14 protein-coding genes and 3 pseudogenes are annotated in these 18,846 nt (G+C 49.7%); 8 read left to right on the top strand and 9 right to left on the bottom strand.

What is annotated here, in order from left to right:
• Nucleotides 1-40: 40 nt before the first annotated feature.
• The 7 genes from JI735_RS11040 to JI735_RS11010 form a co-directional block, all read right to left on the bottom strand.
• Nucleotides 41-367 (bottom strand): hypothetical protein, encoded by a 327-nt coding sequence (locus tag JI735_RS11040; RefSeq protein ID WP_157771360.1) that lies wholly within the window; start codon nt 365-367, stop codon nt 41-43.
• Between the two features lie 82 nt (nt 368-449).
• On the bottom strand, nt 450-1,298 hold the full coding sequence (locus JI735_RS11035) for a hypothetical protein (RefSeq protein ID WP_202677381.1): 849 nt from the start codon (nt 1,296-1,298) through the stop codon (nt 450-452).
• A 103-nt stretch (nt 1,299-1,401) separates the two neighbouring features.
• On the bottom strand, nt 1,402-2,577 hold the full coding sequence (locus JI735_RS11030) for a hypothetical protein (RefSeq protein WP_039833585.1): 1,176 nt from the start codon (nt 2,575-2,577) through the stop codon (nt 1,402-1,404).
• Nucleotides 2,538-3,131, bottom strand: coding sequence for an RNA polymerase sigma factor (locus tag JI735_RS11025; protein WP_411830092.1), 594 nt, complete (start codon nt 3,129-3,131; stop codon nt 2,538-2,540). Before JI735_RS11025 ends, JI735_RS11030 begins: the two co-directional genes overlap by 40 nt.
• A gap of 1,600 nt (nt 3,132-4,731) precedes the next feature.
• A complete protein-coding gene (locus JI735_RS11020; protein ID WP_202677380.1) occupies nt 4,732-7,185 on the bottom strand; it encodes a heavy metal translocating P-type ATPase in 2,454 nt (817 codons plus the stop codon).
• Nucleotides 7,186-7,297: 112 nt separating this feature from the next.
• Nucleotides 7,298-7,498 carry a copper ion binding protein gene (locus tag JI735_RS11015; protein WP_020427222.1) on the bottom strand — a complete coding sequence of 67 codons (201 nt, stop codon included), beginning with the start codon at nt 7,496-7,498 and terminating at the stop codon, nt 7,298-7,300.
• 114 nt (nt 7,499-7,612) lie between these two features.
• Nucleotides 7,613-7,981 (bottom strand): metal-sensitive transcriptional regulator, encoded by a 369-nt coding sequence (locus JI735_RS11010; protein ID WP_039786745.1) that lies wholly within the window; start codon nt 7,979-7,981, stop codon nt 7,613-7,615.
• Nucleotides 7,982-8,467: 486 nt separating this feature from the next.
• Between JI735_RS11010 and JI735_RS11005 the strand changes: the two are divergent.
• Nucleotides 8,468-10,031, top strand: a pseudogene (locus JI735_RS11005) (bifunctional diguanylate cyclase/phosphohydrolase).
• 251 nt (nt 10,032-10,282) lie between these two features.
• Nucleotides 10,283-10,840 (top strand): RNA polymerase sigma factor, encoded by a 558-nt coding sequence (locus tag JI735_RS11000; protein WP_039832370.1) that lies wholly within the window; start codon nt 10,283-10,285, stop codon nt 10,838-10,840.
• Nucleotides 10,841-10,917: 77 nt separating this feature from the next.
• Here JI735_RS11000 and JI735_RS10995 read toward each other — a convergent pair whose 3' ends face one another.
• Nucleotides 10,918-12,312, bottom strand: coding sequence for a chymotrypsin family serine protease (locus JI735_RS10995; protein WP_039832369.1), 1,395 nt, complete (start codon nt 12,310-12,312; stop codon nt 10,918-10,920).
• Nucleotides 12,313-12,586: 274 nt separating this feature from the next.
• Between JI735_RS10995 and JI735_RS10990 the strand changes: the two genes are divergently transcribed.
• From JI735_RS10990 to JI735_RS10975, 5 genes and pseudogenes are all read left to right on the top strand, one after another.
• Nucleotides 12,587-13,084 (top strand): hypothetical protein, encoded by a 498-nt coding sequence (locus tag JI735_RS10990; RefSeq protein ID WP_157771222.1) that lies wholly within the window; start codon nt 12,587-12,589, stop codon nt 13,082-13,084.
• A 451-nt stretch (nt 13,085-13,535) separates the two neighbouring features.
• A pseudogene (locus tag JI735_RS10985) lies at nt 13,536-15,055 on the top strand (MDR family MFS transporter).
• Nucleotides 15,056-15,061: 6 nt separating this feature from the next.
• Nucleotides 15,062-15,469, top strand: coding sequence for a PadR family transcriptional regulator (locus JI735_RS10980; RefSeq protein ID WP_233476344.1), 408 nt, complete (start codon nt 15,062-15,064; stop codon nt 15,467-15,469).
• Nucleotides 15,444-15,620 carry a hypothetical protein gene (locus JI735_RS35565; protein WP_233476343.1) on the top strand — a complete coding sequence of 59 codons (177 nt, stop codon included), beginning with the start codon at nt 15,444-15,446 and terminating at the stop codon, nt 15,618-15,620. The genes JI735_RS10980 and JI735_RS35565 overlap by 26 nt, the downstream gene beginning before the upstream one ends.
• A 212-nt stretch (nt 15,621-15,832) precedes the next feature.
• On the top strand, nt 15,833-16,045 hold the full coding sequence (locus tag JI735_RS10975) for a hypothetical protein (RefSeq protein ID WP_039832372.1): 213 nt from the start codon (nt 15,833-15,835) through the stop codon (nt 16,043-16,045).
• Between the two features lie 665 nt (nt 16,046-16,710).
• Here the strand turns inward: JI735_RS10975 and JI735_RS10970 are convergent.
• Nucleotides 16,711-17,448: an SDR family oxidoreductase gene (locus JI735_RS10970; RefSeq protein ID WP_039832371.1), complete on the bottom strand. Its 738-nt coding sequence runs from the start codon at nt 17,446-17,448 to the stop codon at nt 16,711-16,713.
• Between the two features lie 273 nt (nt 17,449-17,721).
• Here JI735_RS10970 and JI735_RS10965 point away from each other — a divergent pair.
• Nucleotides 17,722-18,644 (top strand): annotated as a pseudogene (locus JI735_RS10965) (AraC family transcriptional regulator).
• The last annotated feature ends 202 nt before the right edge of the window (nt 18,645-18,846 follow it).

The raw sequence follows: 18,846 nt of genomic DNA, 5'->3' as shown, positions 1-18,846 counted from the left end.
TACATACATATACAACAATTCATCTCTTGTTATCGGGACATCATGCGTCATTATTTTTTTTTTGCAGCATGTCATAATGGAGCGGATTTACGGCACTTCCGGTTGAAGGATTATCGGATAAATCCTTGCCGCCCAGAAAAATCCCCATTTCTCCCGGTAACAGCTGCTGTTCCACCCACTTTGCGCCCTCCTGATATTTCCGGGTTTTCACATCCTCTTTCGGCTGAACTACCCCCGGCTGCACCGGCGTCTCCTTCAGATAAATGCGAAATTGGGTAACCGGGCCTTCAATCTCTTCATAATCCTTCACGGTATAAGGAATATCTGCCGTCTGATTGTGATTATCAGCATAGAGGAGCTGCTTCATAAGCGTATGTGCATGGGAATCAAAAAGGAGTTGTCCCGCATCCTTCCCGGCTGCGGAACAACTCTTTTTCGATAATTGCGGGTTACGATTGCCCGGTGATGATCTGCTCTGCGAGTGATACCAGTGCTTTCTTTGTAATCTTCCCTTTAGAGACATAAATAGTATAACTTATCTTGGTTCGGGAATCTGTCCATTCCAGATACTGCGCATCCTGGCTGTTGTTAACCGCCGGAGAACTGGCTTTTTTATACTTAAGCGCATCTCCGGCCTTGTAAGTCAGGTCCTGCCCCTCCACCGACAGCTTCTCCGGCTCGGCCAGGGATGGGACGTATTCTATACTGGGGTCCGGTGTCCCGGCAGGCGCGGCAATGATGGACAGAAATACCCCGGCTTGCCGGGAACCCTCGCTGCCATGGTAAGTCAAGGTCACACTCCAGCGCTTGTCGGTCATTTTTTTGACAAATACCGTTTTGCCGGATGCTTTTCCTTCCGCTACAATCTGCTTGCTCAGCTTCTGTCCTTCAATAGAATCAGGTTTCGGATTATAAGCGCTCAGATACGCGGACATGAATTGAAAGTCTTCGGGCGCTTGCTCCAGTTGCAGGAAAGGGGTCTTGAGGACCTGTGCCTTCTGTACATATTCCTGGTAATTTTTAAAAGGCAGGCCGTACGAGAACGCCTGATACGAAACTCCGCCAGGATTATACTTTTTATCGTTCACGTACACATAATAAATTTCCCCGGGCTTCTTGGTCTGAAGTCGGATCGCGTCAACCTGGGCCTGGATCTTCTTCGTGGTCTGCCGGGTGCTGGCCGCAGCCGCGGATTTCGTTGAGGACTTGCTGCCGGATGCCGCACTGGCAGAACCGTAAGCAGAACCGAGCAGCAGCCCTAGGCTGGCCAAAGCAATAGCTGACTTTTGAAATTTCATCGTTTTTTCTCTCCTCCCGGGCGTAAGGCCCGTTCTAAAATAGGATAATGAGTTACATACATATACAACAATTTATCTCTTGTTATCGGGACATCATGCGTCATTATTTTTTGCTTTGCAGCATGCTGGCTGCCACATTGATCAATTCCTGCTGGGACAGAGGGCTGTCCCTGCTGTCGGACAGGGAATAATAAGCACCCTGACCCTGTACCGAATCTAACCAGACCAATCGTTGTGTATATTTATGACCGCCCTCCGCCAACGGCTTCATATAAATCATTTCTTTCCCTGCTACCACAACATTCTCGCATTTCTCCAAATCATTTGTGTTGAATTGGACCGTACCCAGCCGAAGAAGAGCCTTGGCCTGGATATTGATGCTCTGGCCTTCTGTGTTGGTGTATGACACCTTGACCGAGCTCGACCCGGCCGCATGGAATCTCTTCCATACCAGCTTATAGCCCTCTCCCAAGTCTTTAGCCTTCATTACTGACATTTCCTCTTTTAGCTGGAGATACGCCTCGGCTCTGCTTCCAGACTTGTCTCCGGAAGTAGTTTTGGACGGATTGGCCAGCAGCAGGGCAATATCCGTTTCAGGAAAAATCTCTCCACCGCTGAATGCATAACCTTTGGGTACATATGTGGGTTCGGGAAGTAACGGAGCCCCCAATTCCGTCTGGTTGGCTCTGAAGTCAGAGTAACTGTCATAATGGAGCGGATTTACGGCATTTCCGGTTGAAGGATTATCGGATAAATCCTTGCCGACCAGAAAAATCCCCGTTTCTCCCGGTAACAGCTGCTGTTCCACCCACTTTTCGGCCTCCTGATATTTCCGGGTTTTCACATCCTCTTCCGGCTGCACCACCCCCGGCTGCACCGGCGTCTCCTTCAGCTGAATGCGAAATTGGGTAACCGGGTCTTCAATCTCTTCATAATCCTTCACGGTGTAAGGAATATCTGCCGTCTGATTGTGAATATCAGCATACCAGTAATATGTGGCTCCCAAGACAAGTACAGCCAGCAGTGAAGCGGATGCTGCCAGTATTCTGCCGTAGGATACCGGCCTTTTGCGGGCGGCGCTGGCCGGGGATTCATTCACGTGCTGCATCATCCCGGGGAATTCCCGGGCGTCCGGAGGAACTGCATCAGCCGCGCCGTTTCCATATTTCTCTGTGATGAGGTTCATCACCCGTTGCCGGACATCAATAGCCTCGACATCACCTGATGCATCGTAGCTTCTCAGATTTTGTTCTTCTGCAGTGTGCTGGCTTTTGTGCATTCCCCTTCCTCCTTTTCTGATAACTCCATGAATGCTTTCAGCTTGTGCCTGATCCGCCCGTACCGTTTCTTGACCGCTTCCATGTTCTTCCCCAGAATCTCACCGATCTCCTCAAAGGATTTATCCTCAAAAATACGCAGAATCAGCAAATTCCGCTCTTCCACCGTTAGCATTTCAAGTGCCGAGGCGAGCGGTTCACTGAACATGGTGTCCTCTGCTGCCCGTTCGGCGCTCTCTGCCGCAACCTCCCGGCCAAACAGGCGGCTGACCTGCTGCTGCAGCTTGCGCCTGCGCAGCAGATTCAGACAATGGTTATAGGCAATTTTGTACAGCCAAGAGGTGAAGCTTCCCTTGGGCTGATAATACCTGACCTTTTCGAACACCTTAAGCATGATATCCTGCACCGCATCCTCGGCTTCTTCCCGGTTGCTTAACAACCGCAGGCAATACTTATAAATCCGGTTCTGATAAGTATCGATAATATCCGCAAATATGTAGACCTCGCCCGCTTGTATCCTTGCGATTTTCGTTTCAATGCTCTCTATAGAATTCACGGATTGCCTCCTTCCACCCCTTCACCAGATATAACACTTACGCTCCTGAAATCGGGACATGGACCGGGCCTAACGCTCATATTCCCTGGAATGCATGGAACATTCAGAACAAAACGGCTGCGCTGTCCTTACAAGGATGGCACCCGCTTCAGCGAGAAATAGAAGTAATTTAGAGCCGAAGCATATAAATTTTATTTGAACAAAATCACCCTAGCGGGTAAATAAGGGTCCTTAAGGTTACGAAATCCGCATTGTTGTATAACATGCAGGATTTTCGTCCATTTGGTGAAGCCGCGCCCACATTTGTTGTACAATTCACAAGATTTTTGTCCGTTTAGCGTACTTAGGACACAGATTGTTGTAGATCGTACAAGATGTCCACCCATTCGGCCTGCTTAAGAGGCACTTTGTTGTATTCCGTGCAGATTTTCGAGAGTTAACCCTTTAGAGGAACACTTTAGGGAACCCTTTATGTATCCTTCAGCAATTCCAAGTGGAAAAAGGATAACTAATTTGCTCAAACACCCTGTTCTCCGCAGGCTAAGTGGAAAAAGGGTAACTAATTTGCCCGAACACCCTGTTCTCCGCAGTTTAAGTGGAAAAAGGGCAACTAATTTAGCACATCTCGCCCTTTATCAGGAAATATGGCCCAATTAAGCTCCCTTTTTCCACTTAAATCTCACAATTGTTGATTTCCGAGAGAAATAAGCTCCCTTTACTGTTCACCTGCTTCTTAGCCAGCGTTAGTTGGAAAAAGGCGATCGAATCCGGCTGATTTCCACCCTTTTGAGTGAATTTGCTTAGCGAACAGTATACAAAATTCTGGCGTAATATTTTCAGAACAAAATCACCCTGGCAGGTAAATAACAACACGGGGCTTACGGCCGCAAAGATTCCCCACCGCTCCAAAATCAACGGGCCATGCTCCTGAAGACGGATCGTTGTACTATAGGCAGGCTTAGCGTCTTTTGGCTTGCTTAGAGCTCATATTGTTATACCACATGCACAACGCCCGCCCAGAAGTCCGTTAAGACATGCATTGTGGGCCGTATGATTATGGTGTGGGTCCTTCTGCGGACACGCTGAGCTCTCTTCACGATTGATCCGCAGCCGTTGCGGACAGGAAAGCCGTTATCGAAAGAAGATTTGTCTATTCCGCAGGACAACGGACGGAGATGCCTCTATTTGTCCCTTTCCCTTTTATTCCAGGCTCCATCGAACGATATAACGGCTCCTGAGTCCATATCCGCTGAAAAAACAAGGTTTTTGGCAAAATAAGGGCTCCTCTGTCTCCACTGTCCGCTTTTGTCCGCTTCAGTCCGCGGATGGAACCCAACCCTCCTGCATCGCTTATATCCTCTGACGCTTCCAAGATCTCCGCATTTTTTGACATTGTATAATTTCCTATACAACAAGTAGAAACGGCTACACCGTCCTAATTAAGTGCTTATGCTTCCGAAGCAGCGATACAGAGTATCGCTTTCAGGTACCCGTTTCAGCGGGAAATAGAAGGATAATTTATAGCGTGAAGCATATAAATGCTTATATTTTAAAAAAAGCCAAGCTCCGTAAAACAGGAGACTTGGCGTGCATATTCCAATTACAGCTTCACCCGCTGCAGCCGCAGCGCGTTCAGGACTACAGAGACAGAGCTGAAGGCCATGGCTGCCCCGGCCAGCCATGGGGCCAGGAAACCCAGAGCGGCGATCGGGATGCCAATCGTATTGTAGGCAAGCGCCCAGAACAGATTCTGCTTGATATTCCGCATCGTTCTGCGGCTCATCATGACCGCATCAGGGATGCTCATGAGGTCACCGCGCATCAGCGTGATGTCCGCCGCTTCCATCGCGACGTCGGTACCGGTGCCGATGGCCATCCCGGTATCTGCTATCGCCAGGGCAGGCGCATCGTTGATGCCGTCGCCGACCATGGCTACCTTGACTCCGCCGCTCTGCAATCTGCGGATTTCCGCAGCCTTGCCCTCCGGCAGCACCTCGGCTAGTACTGTCCGGATACCGGCCTGCTCCGCAATGGCCTGGGCTGTGATCCGGTTGTCTCCGGTGATCATCACCACTTCAATGCCCATGTCATGCAGCTTGGCTACCGCTGCCCGCGAGGTTTCCTTGATGGTGTCGGCAACCGCTACTACCCCGGCGATCACGCCCTCCACAGACACAAGCATCGCAGTTTTGCCTTCCTGCTCCAGCTTCGTCATGAGGGGCGCCCATGGTCCAGGCTCCGCACCGCCTTCCTCCATCATCCTGCGGGTGCCTACACTTACGGTCTGCCCGCCGACAACTGCGGTGATCCCGCGGCCCGGCACGGCCCGGAACTCCCCGGCTTCCGGCAGCTCAAGACCTCTGGCGGCGGCACCGGCAACAATCGCATCAGCCAGCGGATGCTCCGAGAGCTTCTCTGCAGCCGCCGTAAGGGCCAGCAGGCGGTTCTCTGCGGTCTCTTTGCCATGCGCTGCAATGCCGGTGGTCGTCAGAATGTCCGTCAGCACCGGCTTGCCGCTCGTAACGGTACCTGTTTTATCCAGCACGACCACTTGAATCCCCTGCGCCGCTTCCAGATGCTCTCCGCCCTTGAACAAAATCCCGAACTCCGCCGCACGCCCCGATCCGGCCATAATCGAGGTCGGCGTAGCCAGACCAAGTGCGCATGGGCAGGCAATGACCAGCACGGCAATAGCCTTCTCCAGCGCCTCGGCAAACTGGCCGGGAGCGCCCCAGATGAACCAGATCACAAAGGTCACAGCGGCAATCCCAACAACAATCGGCACAAAAATGCCGGAAATCACATCGGCGATCCGCTGAATCGGCGCTTTGGAGCCCTGCGCTTCCTCAACGACTCTAATGATCTGCGCAAGCGCGGTTTCCCGGCCTACCTTGCGCGCTTTAATCCGCAGCATGCCGTTTTTGTTCAATGTCGCCCCGATTACAGAGTCCCCCGGTTTTTTCTCCACCGGAATGCTCTCTCCGGTCAGCATGGATTCATCCACGGAGGACAGCCCTTCGACAACCTCCCCATCGACGGGGACCTTCGTTCCCGGCTTCACCAGCACGATGTCGCCCGGAATGACTTCCTCTACCGGGATGCTAAGCTCGGCACCGTCACGAACGACCAGCGCGGTCTTGGCCTGCAAGCCCATCAGGCTGCGGATGGCATCGGAGGAACGGCCTTTCGCCAGGGCTTCGAACCATTTGCCGACCAGAATCAGCGTAATCAGAATGGCGCTGGTCTCATAATACATGTCTACCGTATGGCTCATTCCGTTCATGCTCAAAGAGTCAATGGTCAGATACAGACTGTAGAAATAGGCTGCTGAGGTGCCGAGCACCACCAGGACGTCCATGTTGGCACTGCCGTTCCTCACTGCTTTATAGGCGCTGATATAGAATTGCCAGCCGATAATGAACTGCACCGGTGTAGCCAGTGCCAGCTGGAACCACGGGTTCATCAGCAGCTCCGGCGTCCAGATCCAGTCCGTAAAGGAGAAATGGCCCGCCATCGCCCAGAGCAGCGGAAACGAGAGGATCGCTGAAATTATCCATTTGTTCCGCTTGTGCCGGATCTCCTGCCCGCGCTGATCGGCTTGCTCCTTGCGGTCCTGCTTCAGCGTTGCCTTATAGCCGATACTGCTGACCTTCTCCATAATCTCGGACACGCCAATGCTCCCTGGCGCGTACTCCACATGCGCCGTTTCCAGCGCCAGATTTACATTCACTGCCGCAATGCCGGGTGTGCGCCCCAGCACCTTCTCAATCCGTGCGGAACAAGCCGCACAGGTCATGCCCGAAATATCAAAATCCGCCGATTCCTTGCGGGTATCATAGCCCAGCGAACGGATCTTCTCCTCGATCTGCGGCACGCCTGCAACAGCAGGGTCATACCCGACGGTCGCCTGCTCCAGCGCCAGATTTACATTGGCCTTCGACACGCCCTCCATGCGGGAGAGCCCTTTTTCAATCCGTGCTGCGCAAGCAGAACAGGTCATCCCTGTAATCTGCAGTGTAGTCTGCTGCAGTGGGGTTTCCGCTGTCTTTTCCATATCCTCCACCTCCATACCCCCTTGGGGTATAATGTTTTGTAAAAGAAAGGGCATTGGCGCCTCTGAAATCACAAGGATTCCCCGCTCCAAGCCCTTATATGCGCAGTTCCAATCAGACTACGTCGTAGCCCTGATCTTCAATGGCCGCTTTGATCGTGCTGAGGCTCACTTTGTTCTCATCATAATCTACAGCTACCGTCTTGGCCTGCAGATCCACCTTCGCTGCGGCACCCACACCGCTTACCGCCTTCTCTACCGCACTGACACAATGACCGCAGGACATTCCTTCTACATTCAACGTTACATTAGACATTGATTAACCCTCCTAAAAGTTTTATGGAGCATCGCTTCGGAAGCATCTGCTTAGTTTAATGGAACACTTCCTTCGGAAGCAGCCCCTTAAGGTTGTCAGCTTAGCTTCCTTGCCTTATTTCATCAGCTTGTTGACCGTGACCAGCAGCTCGTCGATTACCTCATGCTCCCCGGCCTCGATCCGCTCAATAATACAGCTCTTCATGTGCCCTTCCAGCAGCAGCTTGCCGACACTGTTCAGGGCAGCCTGGACCGCCGCCAGCTGGTTGAGCACATCATCGCAGTAGGTATCGCGCTCGATCATCCCCTTAACGCCGCGGATCTGGCCTTCAATCCGGTTGAGCCGGGTGGTAAGCCCGCTCTTGAATTCCGCTGAATGGTGACTTTTGCGTACGCCGGGAGCAGAGGTATGACAATCGTCTCCGCAGGAATGCCCCGCGTGCTCTTTCTCATTGGTAGACACAGGAATCAGCCTCCTCAACATCAATATAATATACCCCCCATGGGTATGTCAATACTTTCGTTCTCTTTTCCGCACTTTCCCGAACATCCACTACATTTGTCATGATTTAGCAGGAGTTTCTTTTCAGAAAGCGAATGTATACCTTAAAGGCTCCTTTGAACCCGCCTAATGAAATTCCAGTAATTTCGGATAAGCAGGCATACTCCATTACGACGCAAAGGAGGGGCAGCGTTGTTCAGACGGATAAACAGCGGCTTCTTGCACAACAGAGGACACTTGTACTCCTTTATCATATGCTTGATCGGGCTAGGCTTGTTTGTTATTTACAGTGAAGATTCTTTTCTGCATTTCTCATCTTCTGCCTGGGGCTGGATTACCGCCATGGCGGGAGCGGCTGTGATCCTGACCGTCTTCACCTTTCAGCTTCCCCCGCAAGGAAACGGGCTGTCACTCGACTCCTCCGTTTATTTAGCCTGCATTTTTATTTTTGGGCTCTCCTTCACCCTTATGGTACTGCTGCTTAGCTCCCTGGTGCTGCTGTTCCTGGAATGGGGCAGTAAGGTGGGGAAGCACATCAATAACTTTGCCATTTATTGCATCATGATTGCTTCGGCTTCATTTATCTTTACCGCCCTGGGCGGGGTGCAGGGACCGCTGCTCAGCAGCCGCCTGGAAGCTTATGTAAGCGCTATGGCTGTATATTTTATCCTCAATACCCTGCTGATCGGCTTCTATGTATTACGTTGTTTTCCACAAAAATCTGTACAATACCCTCAAAGGGATGCTTACTGACACCATCCTCGCCTATGCCTGTACGCTGGTGCTGTCGCTGGTCTTGACGATTCTGCTGTACCATAATCACATGGTTGGCCTGGGCCTGTTCCTGTGCCTCAGCATTCTCATTTCCTATTCCTTCAAGCGGCTGTTCAGCATGTACCGTGATATTGAGGAACGCATCAACCGCGACCCGCGAACGGGCCTGTTCACCCATAGTTATTTTGAGCAGGCGCTGGAAGAGGAGATGAGCAGCTCAAAGATCAGCGGCACCGCCCTCTCCCTGGCGATGATCGATATCGATGATTTCAAAAAGTACAATGATCACTTCGGCCATCTCAAGGGGGACGGGCTGATCGTTTTTTTGGCGGAGCTGCTGAAAAGGGAGACGGAGAACACGAATATTATTGTGTCCCGCTATGGCGGGGAAGAATTCACACTGCTGATGCCGGGCTATGATGCTGCAGCGGCCAGAAACTTCATGGAGTCCCTGCGCAGAACCCTTAACCATTCCCGTTTTGAAGGGAGTGAAATTTTCCCCCAGGGCTGTCTGGCCTTCTCTGCCGGCATCGCCGCGTACCAGCCGGATGTCCATTTCAAATCAGAGCTTGTAGACCATGCCGACCAGGCGCTCTATTATGCCAAAAAACAAGGCAAAAACCTCGTTCATACCTATGGCAGCCAGTCTCTGCTGGAGCAGGATATCGATTTCAGCCAGGATGTGCGCGATATTGAGCAGCAGCTGAACCTGTTTATGTACAAGGACCTGGAGACCTTCAAGCACTCCAAACGCGTCTTCCGCTATGCGATGGACATCAGCGAGCTACTGAATCTGGACACCCTCTCTAAAAGGCAGTTTACACTTGGCGCACTCATTCATGACATCGGCAAGCTGGAGATCCCCTGGGGAATTCTGAATAAAAAGGACAAGCTGTCGCTGGAGGAATGGGAAATGGTCAAATGGCATGTCACCTGGGGCAAGGAAATGGCGCTGACCAACGAAAAATTCAAGGATTTGGCCCCCGATATCGAGCTGCACCACGAGCGCTATGACGGCAAAGGTTATCCCTACGGCTTCAAAGGCGATGAAATCCCCCGGCTATGCCGCATGCTGACCATCATCGACTCCTTCGACGCAATGACCACCGAACGGCCCTATCAGCCGACCAAATCGTTCAAAGAAGCTGTTGTTGAGCTTCGCGCCTGTGCCGGAAGCCAGTTTGACCCTGAGCTAACCGAGCTTTTTATCCGATATATTGAAAAAAGAGAGGTGTGCGGAAGCGAAGCGGCAATCTAAGCGATACAGTGCTTGTATTTACCTCCACATGCACATTTATGATTCAGCTCCTTTTTTGGAGCTCAGTTTAGTAAACCGCAAATGAAACTTATTCTATCACAGCCCCCCATTGAGTGCATTCTTACAAACACTTAAACGGCTGTATATTAGTACTCACAAGGCAAGAAATCTCTCGGAAATAAAATCCATTAATTGGGATAATATGTTATACTTTTTTATAATAAATCCCCCATTGAATGGAGTTCCCCTTAATGGACGAATGGTTATTCTTGCTTCAGCAGAACATAGACGATTTGGATATTGAATTACAGAAGAAGGTGTACCACGAGTTTTATCAAACAGTGTACAAAGATGCATTTTATCTAACCCGCGACCATACTGCGACAGAAGACATTGTTCAAGACGCCTTTATAAAAATAGCTGTACAAGGACATAAAGCAAAATATGATTCCCATCTGTCTGCATGGGTGAAGCAGATCGCAAGAAATACAGCACTAGATTGGCTTAGAAACAATAAAAAATATCTACACTGTATTAGTGATAGTTATATGGAACTAACCAGTAATGAGGTTGCAGTTTCCCAGGTAGTCGAGATTACACAACGCAATCAATTACTCTATCAAAGCATCGAAGAGCTAAAACCCAATTACCGTGCATTACTGTACATGTATTATATTGAGGAAAAAAGCTATAAGGAAATTTGTGATGAACTAAATCTTTCAGAACAAGTTGTCACCCAGCGACTGGCTAGAGCGCGTAAAAAGTTACTCAAACATTTTTCAGGAAAGTGGAACGATCATGATAAATAAATCCAATAAAAAACGAAGCGCTGCCCACCCTATTTTTAGGTTGTAGCAGCGCTTATATTTAGATATAATAGTAACTTTTAAGGGGCGGCAATAATTGTGATTCCCGTGAGATTTAAATCGTTATATGTCGTCCAAATTGGCTCATAAACTTTGTAGGTTCCTGCGGGAATGGGGCTTCCTGTACTCGAAAGAGTTACCACCCCAGTATGAGTTCCTGCCAAATCAAAAGTCCAACCTTGCAAAGAATTATCATAAGCAAAGTCAGTTAGGATGGGTCCCCCACTATCACCTCCCATGGAAGAATATCCAGTAGCTAGAACTTCATTATGTTTATATCCATAACCGTGATCTCCCCAATAAATATCAACATTCGCGTATGAGATTGTACCCGATGTAGTTGTCCCGCTATTTGCGCCCCTTAAATATATAGTGTCGCCAGGTGTGTCACTTGTGTAGACGCCAGTAATCATTGCCATATCTGTAGACGAAGGATAAGGTACCCTTGACCGTCCAGTGTAATTTGAATTTAAAGTTATATATCCAGCATCGGAAGATGCATTCGAACCGTCTCCAGCAGATGTAGTTCTAAAAGTATAATCGCCAATAGTAGCGGTATTCCATGTAGGCTGATACCAAGCACTGACTGTTCCTGAGGGTTGGCAATGACCAGATGTAACTAACACTTCTTGATTACTTTGATTTATGCCAAAATATCCTGCGGTACAAATACTATATTCATATGAATTTTCAGCTACTTCATGATAATTCCCACCAATTTTAGATCCCATTGGGAATTGAGATCCATAGTGAGTATCATCCGTTTCTACAGTAAGAGCTGAATCAGGCAAAGTAGTAAACTCTAACATAGCCGATTGGTTAATAAGCGATGAAACTTTTTCTTCGTCTACAATTGCATCTTCATCAAACGCAATAATTAGCTTGTTATTTTCCACATCGGGAATGAGTGCACGAATCGTCCCTGGTTCAACATTTTTTTCAATAGTTTCTTTTGCATTCTCAATATCAGCCCAAGAAAATTCCACAACTTCAAATTCAACTTTATCCTGACTTTTCACCGATTCTCGAACCAGTTTTTTCAAAGATTCGGATTCCTCAGTAATTTGAACGACTACCGTTCCCTTATCCGCGTCATAGTAATACCCCGAGAATTGAGTAGGGGAATTTTGAATTAGCTTTTTAATGGAGGGAATATCTCGTTTGATCCTTAGTTTTTCAGCATAACTATCCAGAAGAACCGTGTCGCTCAGTTTATCAAGGGATGAATTTACCTGCAAAGGGTACGGCGTTTCATTTACATTGTTTTTTTGAGTAATTTCCGCAATTTCTGAAATGCTGCCTTTAATAATTTTTCTTTGATAGTTATTTTCCAAATTTCCGGCAGCGCTAATACTCGAACTGAAAATTAAGGACGCTGTTATTACAAAGGAACTTATTAAAACTCCGGCTTTCACTTTGTCTTCACCCTTCTCTCATTGAGAATTTTTACCATACCAAAATTTATTAAAGAAAATGAAGAGAAACTTAATCTTTATCCTCCTTTCGTGAATTCACCTCTTGTTTTTGAAACGAACTGCTATTTATATAACGTTGCAACCCACCTTTTTCTAACGCTTTTTTTTCAAAAATATACCAAAATTATTTTTTTCAAAACTAAATGATGGAATTTATACTCTCTTGAAACAAATTCCAATTTACGTCGTCTGATTATTATGGAGGTGTTTATAATTGAAAAAACATTTAGTTCTCGTAGTCCTTATGATTACGCTTGGCTGTCAGCCCTTGTATTCAGACCAATCCACTGCGGAAAGCACAGGAGCAGATTCTACAATGACCAATATTGAGAAAGCGCCTTTTTCTGCCTATATTTCTGTTCCGCAAAAAGTCCAAACCAACAAGGAATTTAAAATTAAAGCTGATTTTAAAGTGAACGCAGAACAAAAACTGACCATTACGAGCAGGGACAAAATGTTTGTTTATTTGATCAAGGATAGCAATGGAAAGCAAATCAACACATATGCTATTTCGGATGTTGGAAAGAATCGGACATTCTCAGGAGAAGCTACTATCTCAGAGACGTACAGCTATAAATTTAAGGAACCTGGCATTTATGAGATATCGGCGATTGCTGAATTCACGGTAAATATAGACAAAGGCAGCAAGGAATATAAAATTGAAACCGATCCCCAAATAATCGAAGTTACAAGAGATTTTAAAGTCGACTAATTAGTTTTCAATTATCAAATCCCTCCTATCTGTATCCAAGAAGCACGAGTGCAACTAGAACCCATTACACTTAGGAGGGTCTAGCTCTATAAATATTGATTATTTCTTCCAACGGGACTCCCCGCTTTATCCACTCCATTGGCTGCCGTAAGGCTTATCGGTAATGTGACACTCTGCTTGTCGATGTTCTGCGAGAAGTGGTGATCTAAATACCTGCCGTATCTGTTCAGTGAAATCCTCAAGCATAAAAAACACCTCGTATCGAATATTAATATCCTTCAGGAATGGTTACGTGCCATATCCGGTAAATCTCCCCCACTTGAATATTCATCAATTCTCTTGTTAAATTCGCTAGAGAATCTTTTAAATATTAGAAAAACAATGCTTGCCACCCTATTCAAATTTGACTATAATGAGGCTCACGAAACTTTTTCAGAAGGAGTCTGCAAACATGCATAGTAAAGAAAGCAACCTTAAGCTTGTAGTTGTCGGCTTGCTGCTGGGTATCCTTATGTCCGCTATGGACAATACCATTGTAGCTTCAGCTATGGGCACCATCGTTTCCGATCTGGGCGGACTCGATAAAATCGTCTGGGTGACCTCGGCCTATATGGTCATGGTTATGGCCGGAACGCCGATCTTCGGCAAACTGTCCGATATGTATGGCCGGAAGCGGTTTTTTATCTTTGGCCTGATTGTATTCCTGGCCGGCTCCGCCCTGTGCGGAACGACAACCAGCATCACCCAGCTCAGTATCTACCGGGCGATTCAAGGGATTGGCGGAGGCGCGCTAATGCCGATTGCCTTCACCATTATGTTCGATATCTATCCCCGGAAAAAAGAGGTAAGCTGACCGGACTCTTCGGCGCGGTCTTTGGCATTTCCAGCGTGGTAGGTCCTCTTCTCGGCGCTTACATTACCGACTATGTTGGCTGGCAGTGGGTGTTCTATATCAACCTGCCCATTGGCGTTATCGCGTTTATTCTGGTCACCCTGTCCTACAAGGAATCCGTCACCCACTCCAAGCAGCGTATTGACTGGGGCGGCGCCTTCACGCTGGTGGGGGCAGTGATCTGCCTTATGTTTGCCCTGGAGCTGGGCGGCAATCAATATGCCTGGGATTCAGCGCAAATTATGGGCTTGTTCGGCGGCTTTGCCGTGCTGCTGATTGTTTTTCTGTTCATTGAACGGGTCGCGCCTGAGGCGGTCATTTCCTTCGCCATGTTCCGCAACCGGCTGTTCGCCACCAGCAGTATTCTGGCGCTGTTCTATGGCTCTGCCTTTATCGTTGCCACCGTTTATATCCCGATTTACGTGCAGGGGGTTTACGGCGGCTCCGCTACCAACTCGGGTCTTGTTCTCATGCCCATGATGATCGGGTCGGTCATCGGCAGCCAGACCGGGGGACTGCTGACCACCAAGACCAGCTTCCGCAATATCATGCTGCTGTCTGCTGTCTGCTTCGTGGCCGGGGTATTCTCTTTGAGCACGCTGGCCCCGGATACCTCCCGGCTGATGCTGAATATGTTCATGGCCCTGACAGGCTTTGGCGTAGGCTTCTCCTTCTCCGTGCTCAGCATGTCCTCGATCCATCATTTCGACATGCGCCAGCGCGGCTCCGCCACTTCAACCAGCACCTTCATGCGGTCGCTGGGCATGACGCTCGGCATTACGATCTTTGGCATTATTCAGCGCAACAGCTTCACAAATGGATTGAGCGACGCCTTCGGCGCAGGTGCCGACACCTCATCGTTCGGTGATCCGCGCGCGGCTCTGACTCCTGAAGCCAGAGCCCAGATTCCGGCTCCTGTGCTGGAGAAAATCACCAATGCATTGTCCGGCTCGATTGCCCATACCTTTCTGTGGGCGCTGGTTCCCGCTGTGCTGGGATTTGTGTTTGTCCTCCTGATGCCGGGCGACCGTCTTACGGTTCACAGCAAAAAACAGCAGCCGGCCGGTGGGCAGAGGTAACAAGCCATGTCCATGAAAATGGTAATTCTCGGCCTGCTGCTGGAACGGAACATGCATCCTTATGAGATTAAGCTGGTGATGAAGGAACGCGCCATGGACCAGATGATGAAGCTGCAAATGGGGTCCTTATACTATGCCGTGGACAAGCTGGCCGGGGAAGGTCACATTGAAGCCGTTGAGGTCATCCACAGCAGCGACCGGCCGGACAAGACCATCTACCGCATTACGGATAAAGGCAAGACCGTGTTCGAGCAGCTCGTGCTGCAGCAGGTCAAAAAACGATCTGATCTTCCATCCGTTCTACACCACACTTGCGTTCTCACGGCATATCGATCAGAGCAAGGTGGAAAAGCTCCTGGAAGAGCGGATTCGCGAAACCGAACACCAGGTGAACTATGCCTATCAGGTCTATGAGGAGCATATTGCCATTGTTCCACGCTCGGTACTGCATGCGATGTACGGCAGATACGAGCATAGCCTGACCGAGTTGAACTGGCTGAAGCGTCTCTACGAGGACGTGTCAGCACGAAAGCTGAATGATATCGGCAAACCGCTTGATCTCTAGCCTAGCGGCATTGCCGTTTTTGACCCGGATGGCATCACTTTACCATAAGAAAAATACACGTATGTATGGAATGGGGCCCCCTGAGGGCCTTTTTCCTGTTTACAGGGGAGAGAATCCGTTTATTAAAGAGCAAACTACCGGAAACCGGCCGGCTTGCCAGTGACCGCACAGCCCAGGTTTCCAGACCTTTTCAGAAAGCGAGGCGAAGACGCATGGACAAAGACAACAAGCTCCAAGGAGACAAGCGGGATCATCCCGAGCAGTACCCTACAGAGAACCCCAGTCTGTTCGATCTGGATGAAAGCGAGCGCAATGTTGATCCCATTCCGATGGAGGATTTGAACCTGGAGAAACAGGAGGAAAAAGACAAGGAGAGCACCAAACACCGCTCCTCCAGTGACAAGAAGTACCATACTGGATTCTAAAAATGTACAATACTCTTTGAGCTGCAATTCTGTTGTCACGCAGGGAATGGTACGACCTATACGTCAGCTCGCGCGGCGAGAAGCTGCCTTAATGTCAAGCATGTCTCTTGACGATGGCCCGGCTCTCTCAATGAGGGCTGGGTTTTCTGTGTTAGTGGCGGATTCCTCTCCATGATGGGGGAGGGATCTAAGGATGTTGTACAACCCAGCGGCTGCACCGTTCCTCACTGGGCAGCGCAGCCGTCTTGGATTATAGATTCAGACGGCCTGGCCACCCTTTTATCGGATGGACTGGTCTTTCGCCCAGACCACACAGTTCGCCTAGTCGCTTAGTTCGCTAAGTTCGTTTAGTCCGCCTAGTTCGCTTAGCTTGCCCAGTCCTCCAAGGCCCCCAGTTCCCCAGGCCCAAGTGGAAAAAGTAAACCTAATTTCCCATCATCCAGCCTTCCCGCAAGTGCTAGGTGGAAAAAGGATAACTAATTTGGAAAATCGGCGCCTTTACCGCCGAATTTGCTTAAATTAACTATACTTTTTCCCACTATTCCCTCGTGGGGAAGCTTTTTCATCCATTTTAAGTGGACTTATTCCACTTCAATCTGTTCGGCTAAGCATTATAGGTTTGGTCTTTTTCTTATACTTGCCCTATTGTCCCGGTTAGCGGCCGTTCATCCCTGGGCCGTGGGACGGATAATAACCTCGCTTACATCAACATCCTCCGGCTGCTCGATGGCATACGCGACCGCCCGGGCAATGGCGTCCGCCGGCATCGCGATCTCATCCCGGGATTCCTCCAGCCTGGCCTTGATTTCCGGATTTGTCATGGATTCCGCAAAGTTCGTCCGGGTCATGCCCGGCGAAATAATGGTCACGCGCAGCTTGTCGCCAGCCTCCTGGCGCAGGCCCTCAGAGATGGCGCGCACAGCAAACTTCGTACCGGCATACACGGCCATGTTCGGCACAACGCGAAATGCTGCGGTAGAAGCCGTGTTGACGAAATGCCCGAAGCCCTGCTTGCGGAACACCGGCAGCGCAGCCGCAATTCCGTACAGTACCCCTTTTACATTGATATCGATCATATCCTCCCAATCCTGAACGCGCAGCTCATCAAGGGGAGAAATCGGCATCACGCCGGCATTGTTAATTAGAACATCGAGCTTGCCGTACCGCTCACAGGCCAGATTAACTAGACCCTGCACGTCGTCACGGAACCTCACATCTGTAACTGTATATGCAGCTTCACCGCCTGAATCCGCGATGCGGGCTGCCAGCGCCTCCAGCCGTCCGGCTCCACGCGCTCCCAGCACAACCTTCGCTCCCCGCTCTGCGAGAAGGAGCGCTGCTGCTTCGCCTATCCCACTGCTTGCCCCCGTAATCGCTATAACCTTGCCTTCGATTCCTGACATTAGATTCTTTTCGCCCCTCTCTGAGATTTGTCCGTTCTGCCCATCCTTGGTTCCCGGTGAACCCGCTGCGTATCCTGCTGTGCCTTCCACATTCATATCCGAATCCCTCTTTCGCTTGCTTATTAACCACAGTCAGTGCTGCAGCTTACTTCTTCATTATGGGGATTTTCCATGGGCCGGAGGTAGATCATTCATGTTCAATCCTTGCCTAATCCTGCCCCTGGTGGTTACACTATGCTCATAGGACTGTACGGAAAGGAGGAGCACAGAACCATGAGCCTATCCATCATCAACCCATCGATTTCAGCGTATCAGCATGAACTGGCGTTACGGATTCAACGTCACACCCCTTCAGATGGGGTACATCCTTCGGCTGTGCCTTCACTTTTTTCAGACGCTCCTCTTATGTGCTGGAGCCAAGGCATTCCATTAACGCCCCCTCCCTATGCATTATCGTGCAAGGTTCCAAAACAGCCACCGTAGGCAATGAAAGCTATACCTATGATCCGGCCAGCTATCTGGTCACTCCTGTTCATCTGCCCATTATCGGTAAAATCACAGAGGCATCGCCGCAAGCGCCTTATCTCAGCCTTCAGTTGAATTTCACCCCGGATATCATTCTGGATATCGTCAAGGGGAACCCGCCGCAATGGGATGGAAAAACAGGCCGTGGGATTATCGTGAGCAAGTCCACTCCTTCGCTGCTGGATGCCGTCCTCCGGCTGGTCAAACTTGCGGATACCCCCGAAGATATTCCGATCCTCGCACCGCTGATCACCCGCGAGGTTCTTTATAGAGTGCTGCAAGGCGAGCAGGGAGCGTCCATCACACAGTTTGCCTTTACCGGCAGCCATGCCTACCGCATCTCCGAGGCAATCCAGCTGATCAACCGCGACTATGCCAAGCCGCTTCTGATTGAAGATCTGGCAAAGGAAGTCCACCTGAGCCCTTCAGCCCTGCACAAGCATTTCAAAAAGGTCACCGCCATGACCCCGCTCCAGTATCAAAAGGCTATACGGCTGCAAGTCGCCCGCCGCTTGCTGCTTGCAGAGTTTTTGGACGCCGCTGATGCGGGCTACCGCGTCGGTTACGAGAGCCCCTCCCAGTTCAGCCGGGAATACGCCCGCATGTTTGGACTCCCGCCCATCCGCGATGTCAAGCATTTGCGCGGCTCCATCAATGGTCCGGCTACTTAAAGCGACTTATGTCTCTCTTTCGGCCCTGCCGCCCATTTCTGGCCAAATCAAAGGTACTTTTACCTCTCATTTGGCCCTGTCGGCCTCCGGCCCCCTGCCTCTCCCTGATTCCATTCCTCCCCCTGCGCCCTCCAGATGTTCCTCATCAGACAGACCTCCTCTCTTCTCCCTCATTCTTAATCAAGAACATTTTTTTAAAAAA

The sequence above is a fragment of the Paenibacillus sonchi genome (assembly GCF_016772475.1).
GTDB classification, from domain to species: domain Bacteria; phylum Bacillota; class Bacilli; order Paenibacillales; family Paenibacillaceae; genus Paenibacillus_AQ; species Paenibacillus_AQ sonchi.
The sequence above is the reverse complement of the archived record's forward strand: the minus strand, read 5'-3'. Positions and strand labels throughout refer to the sequence as shown.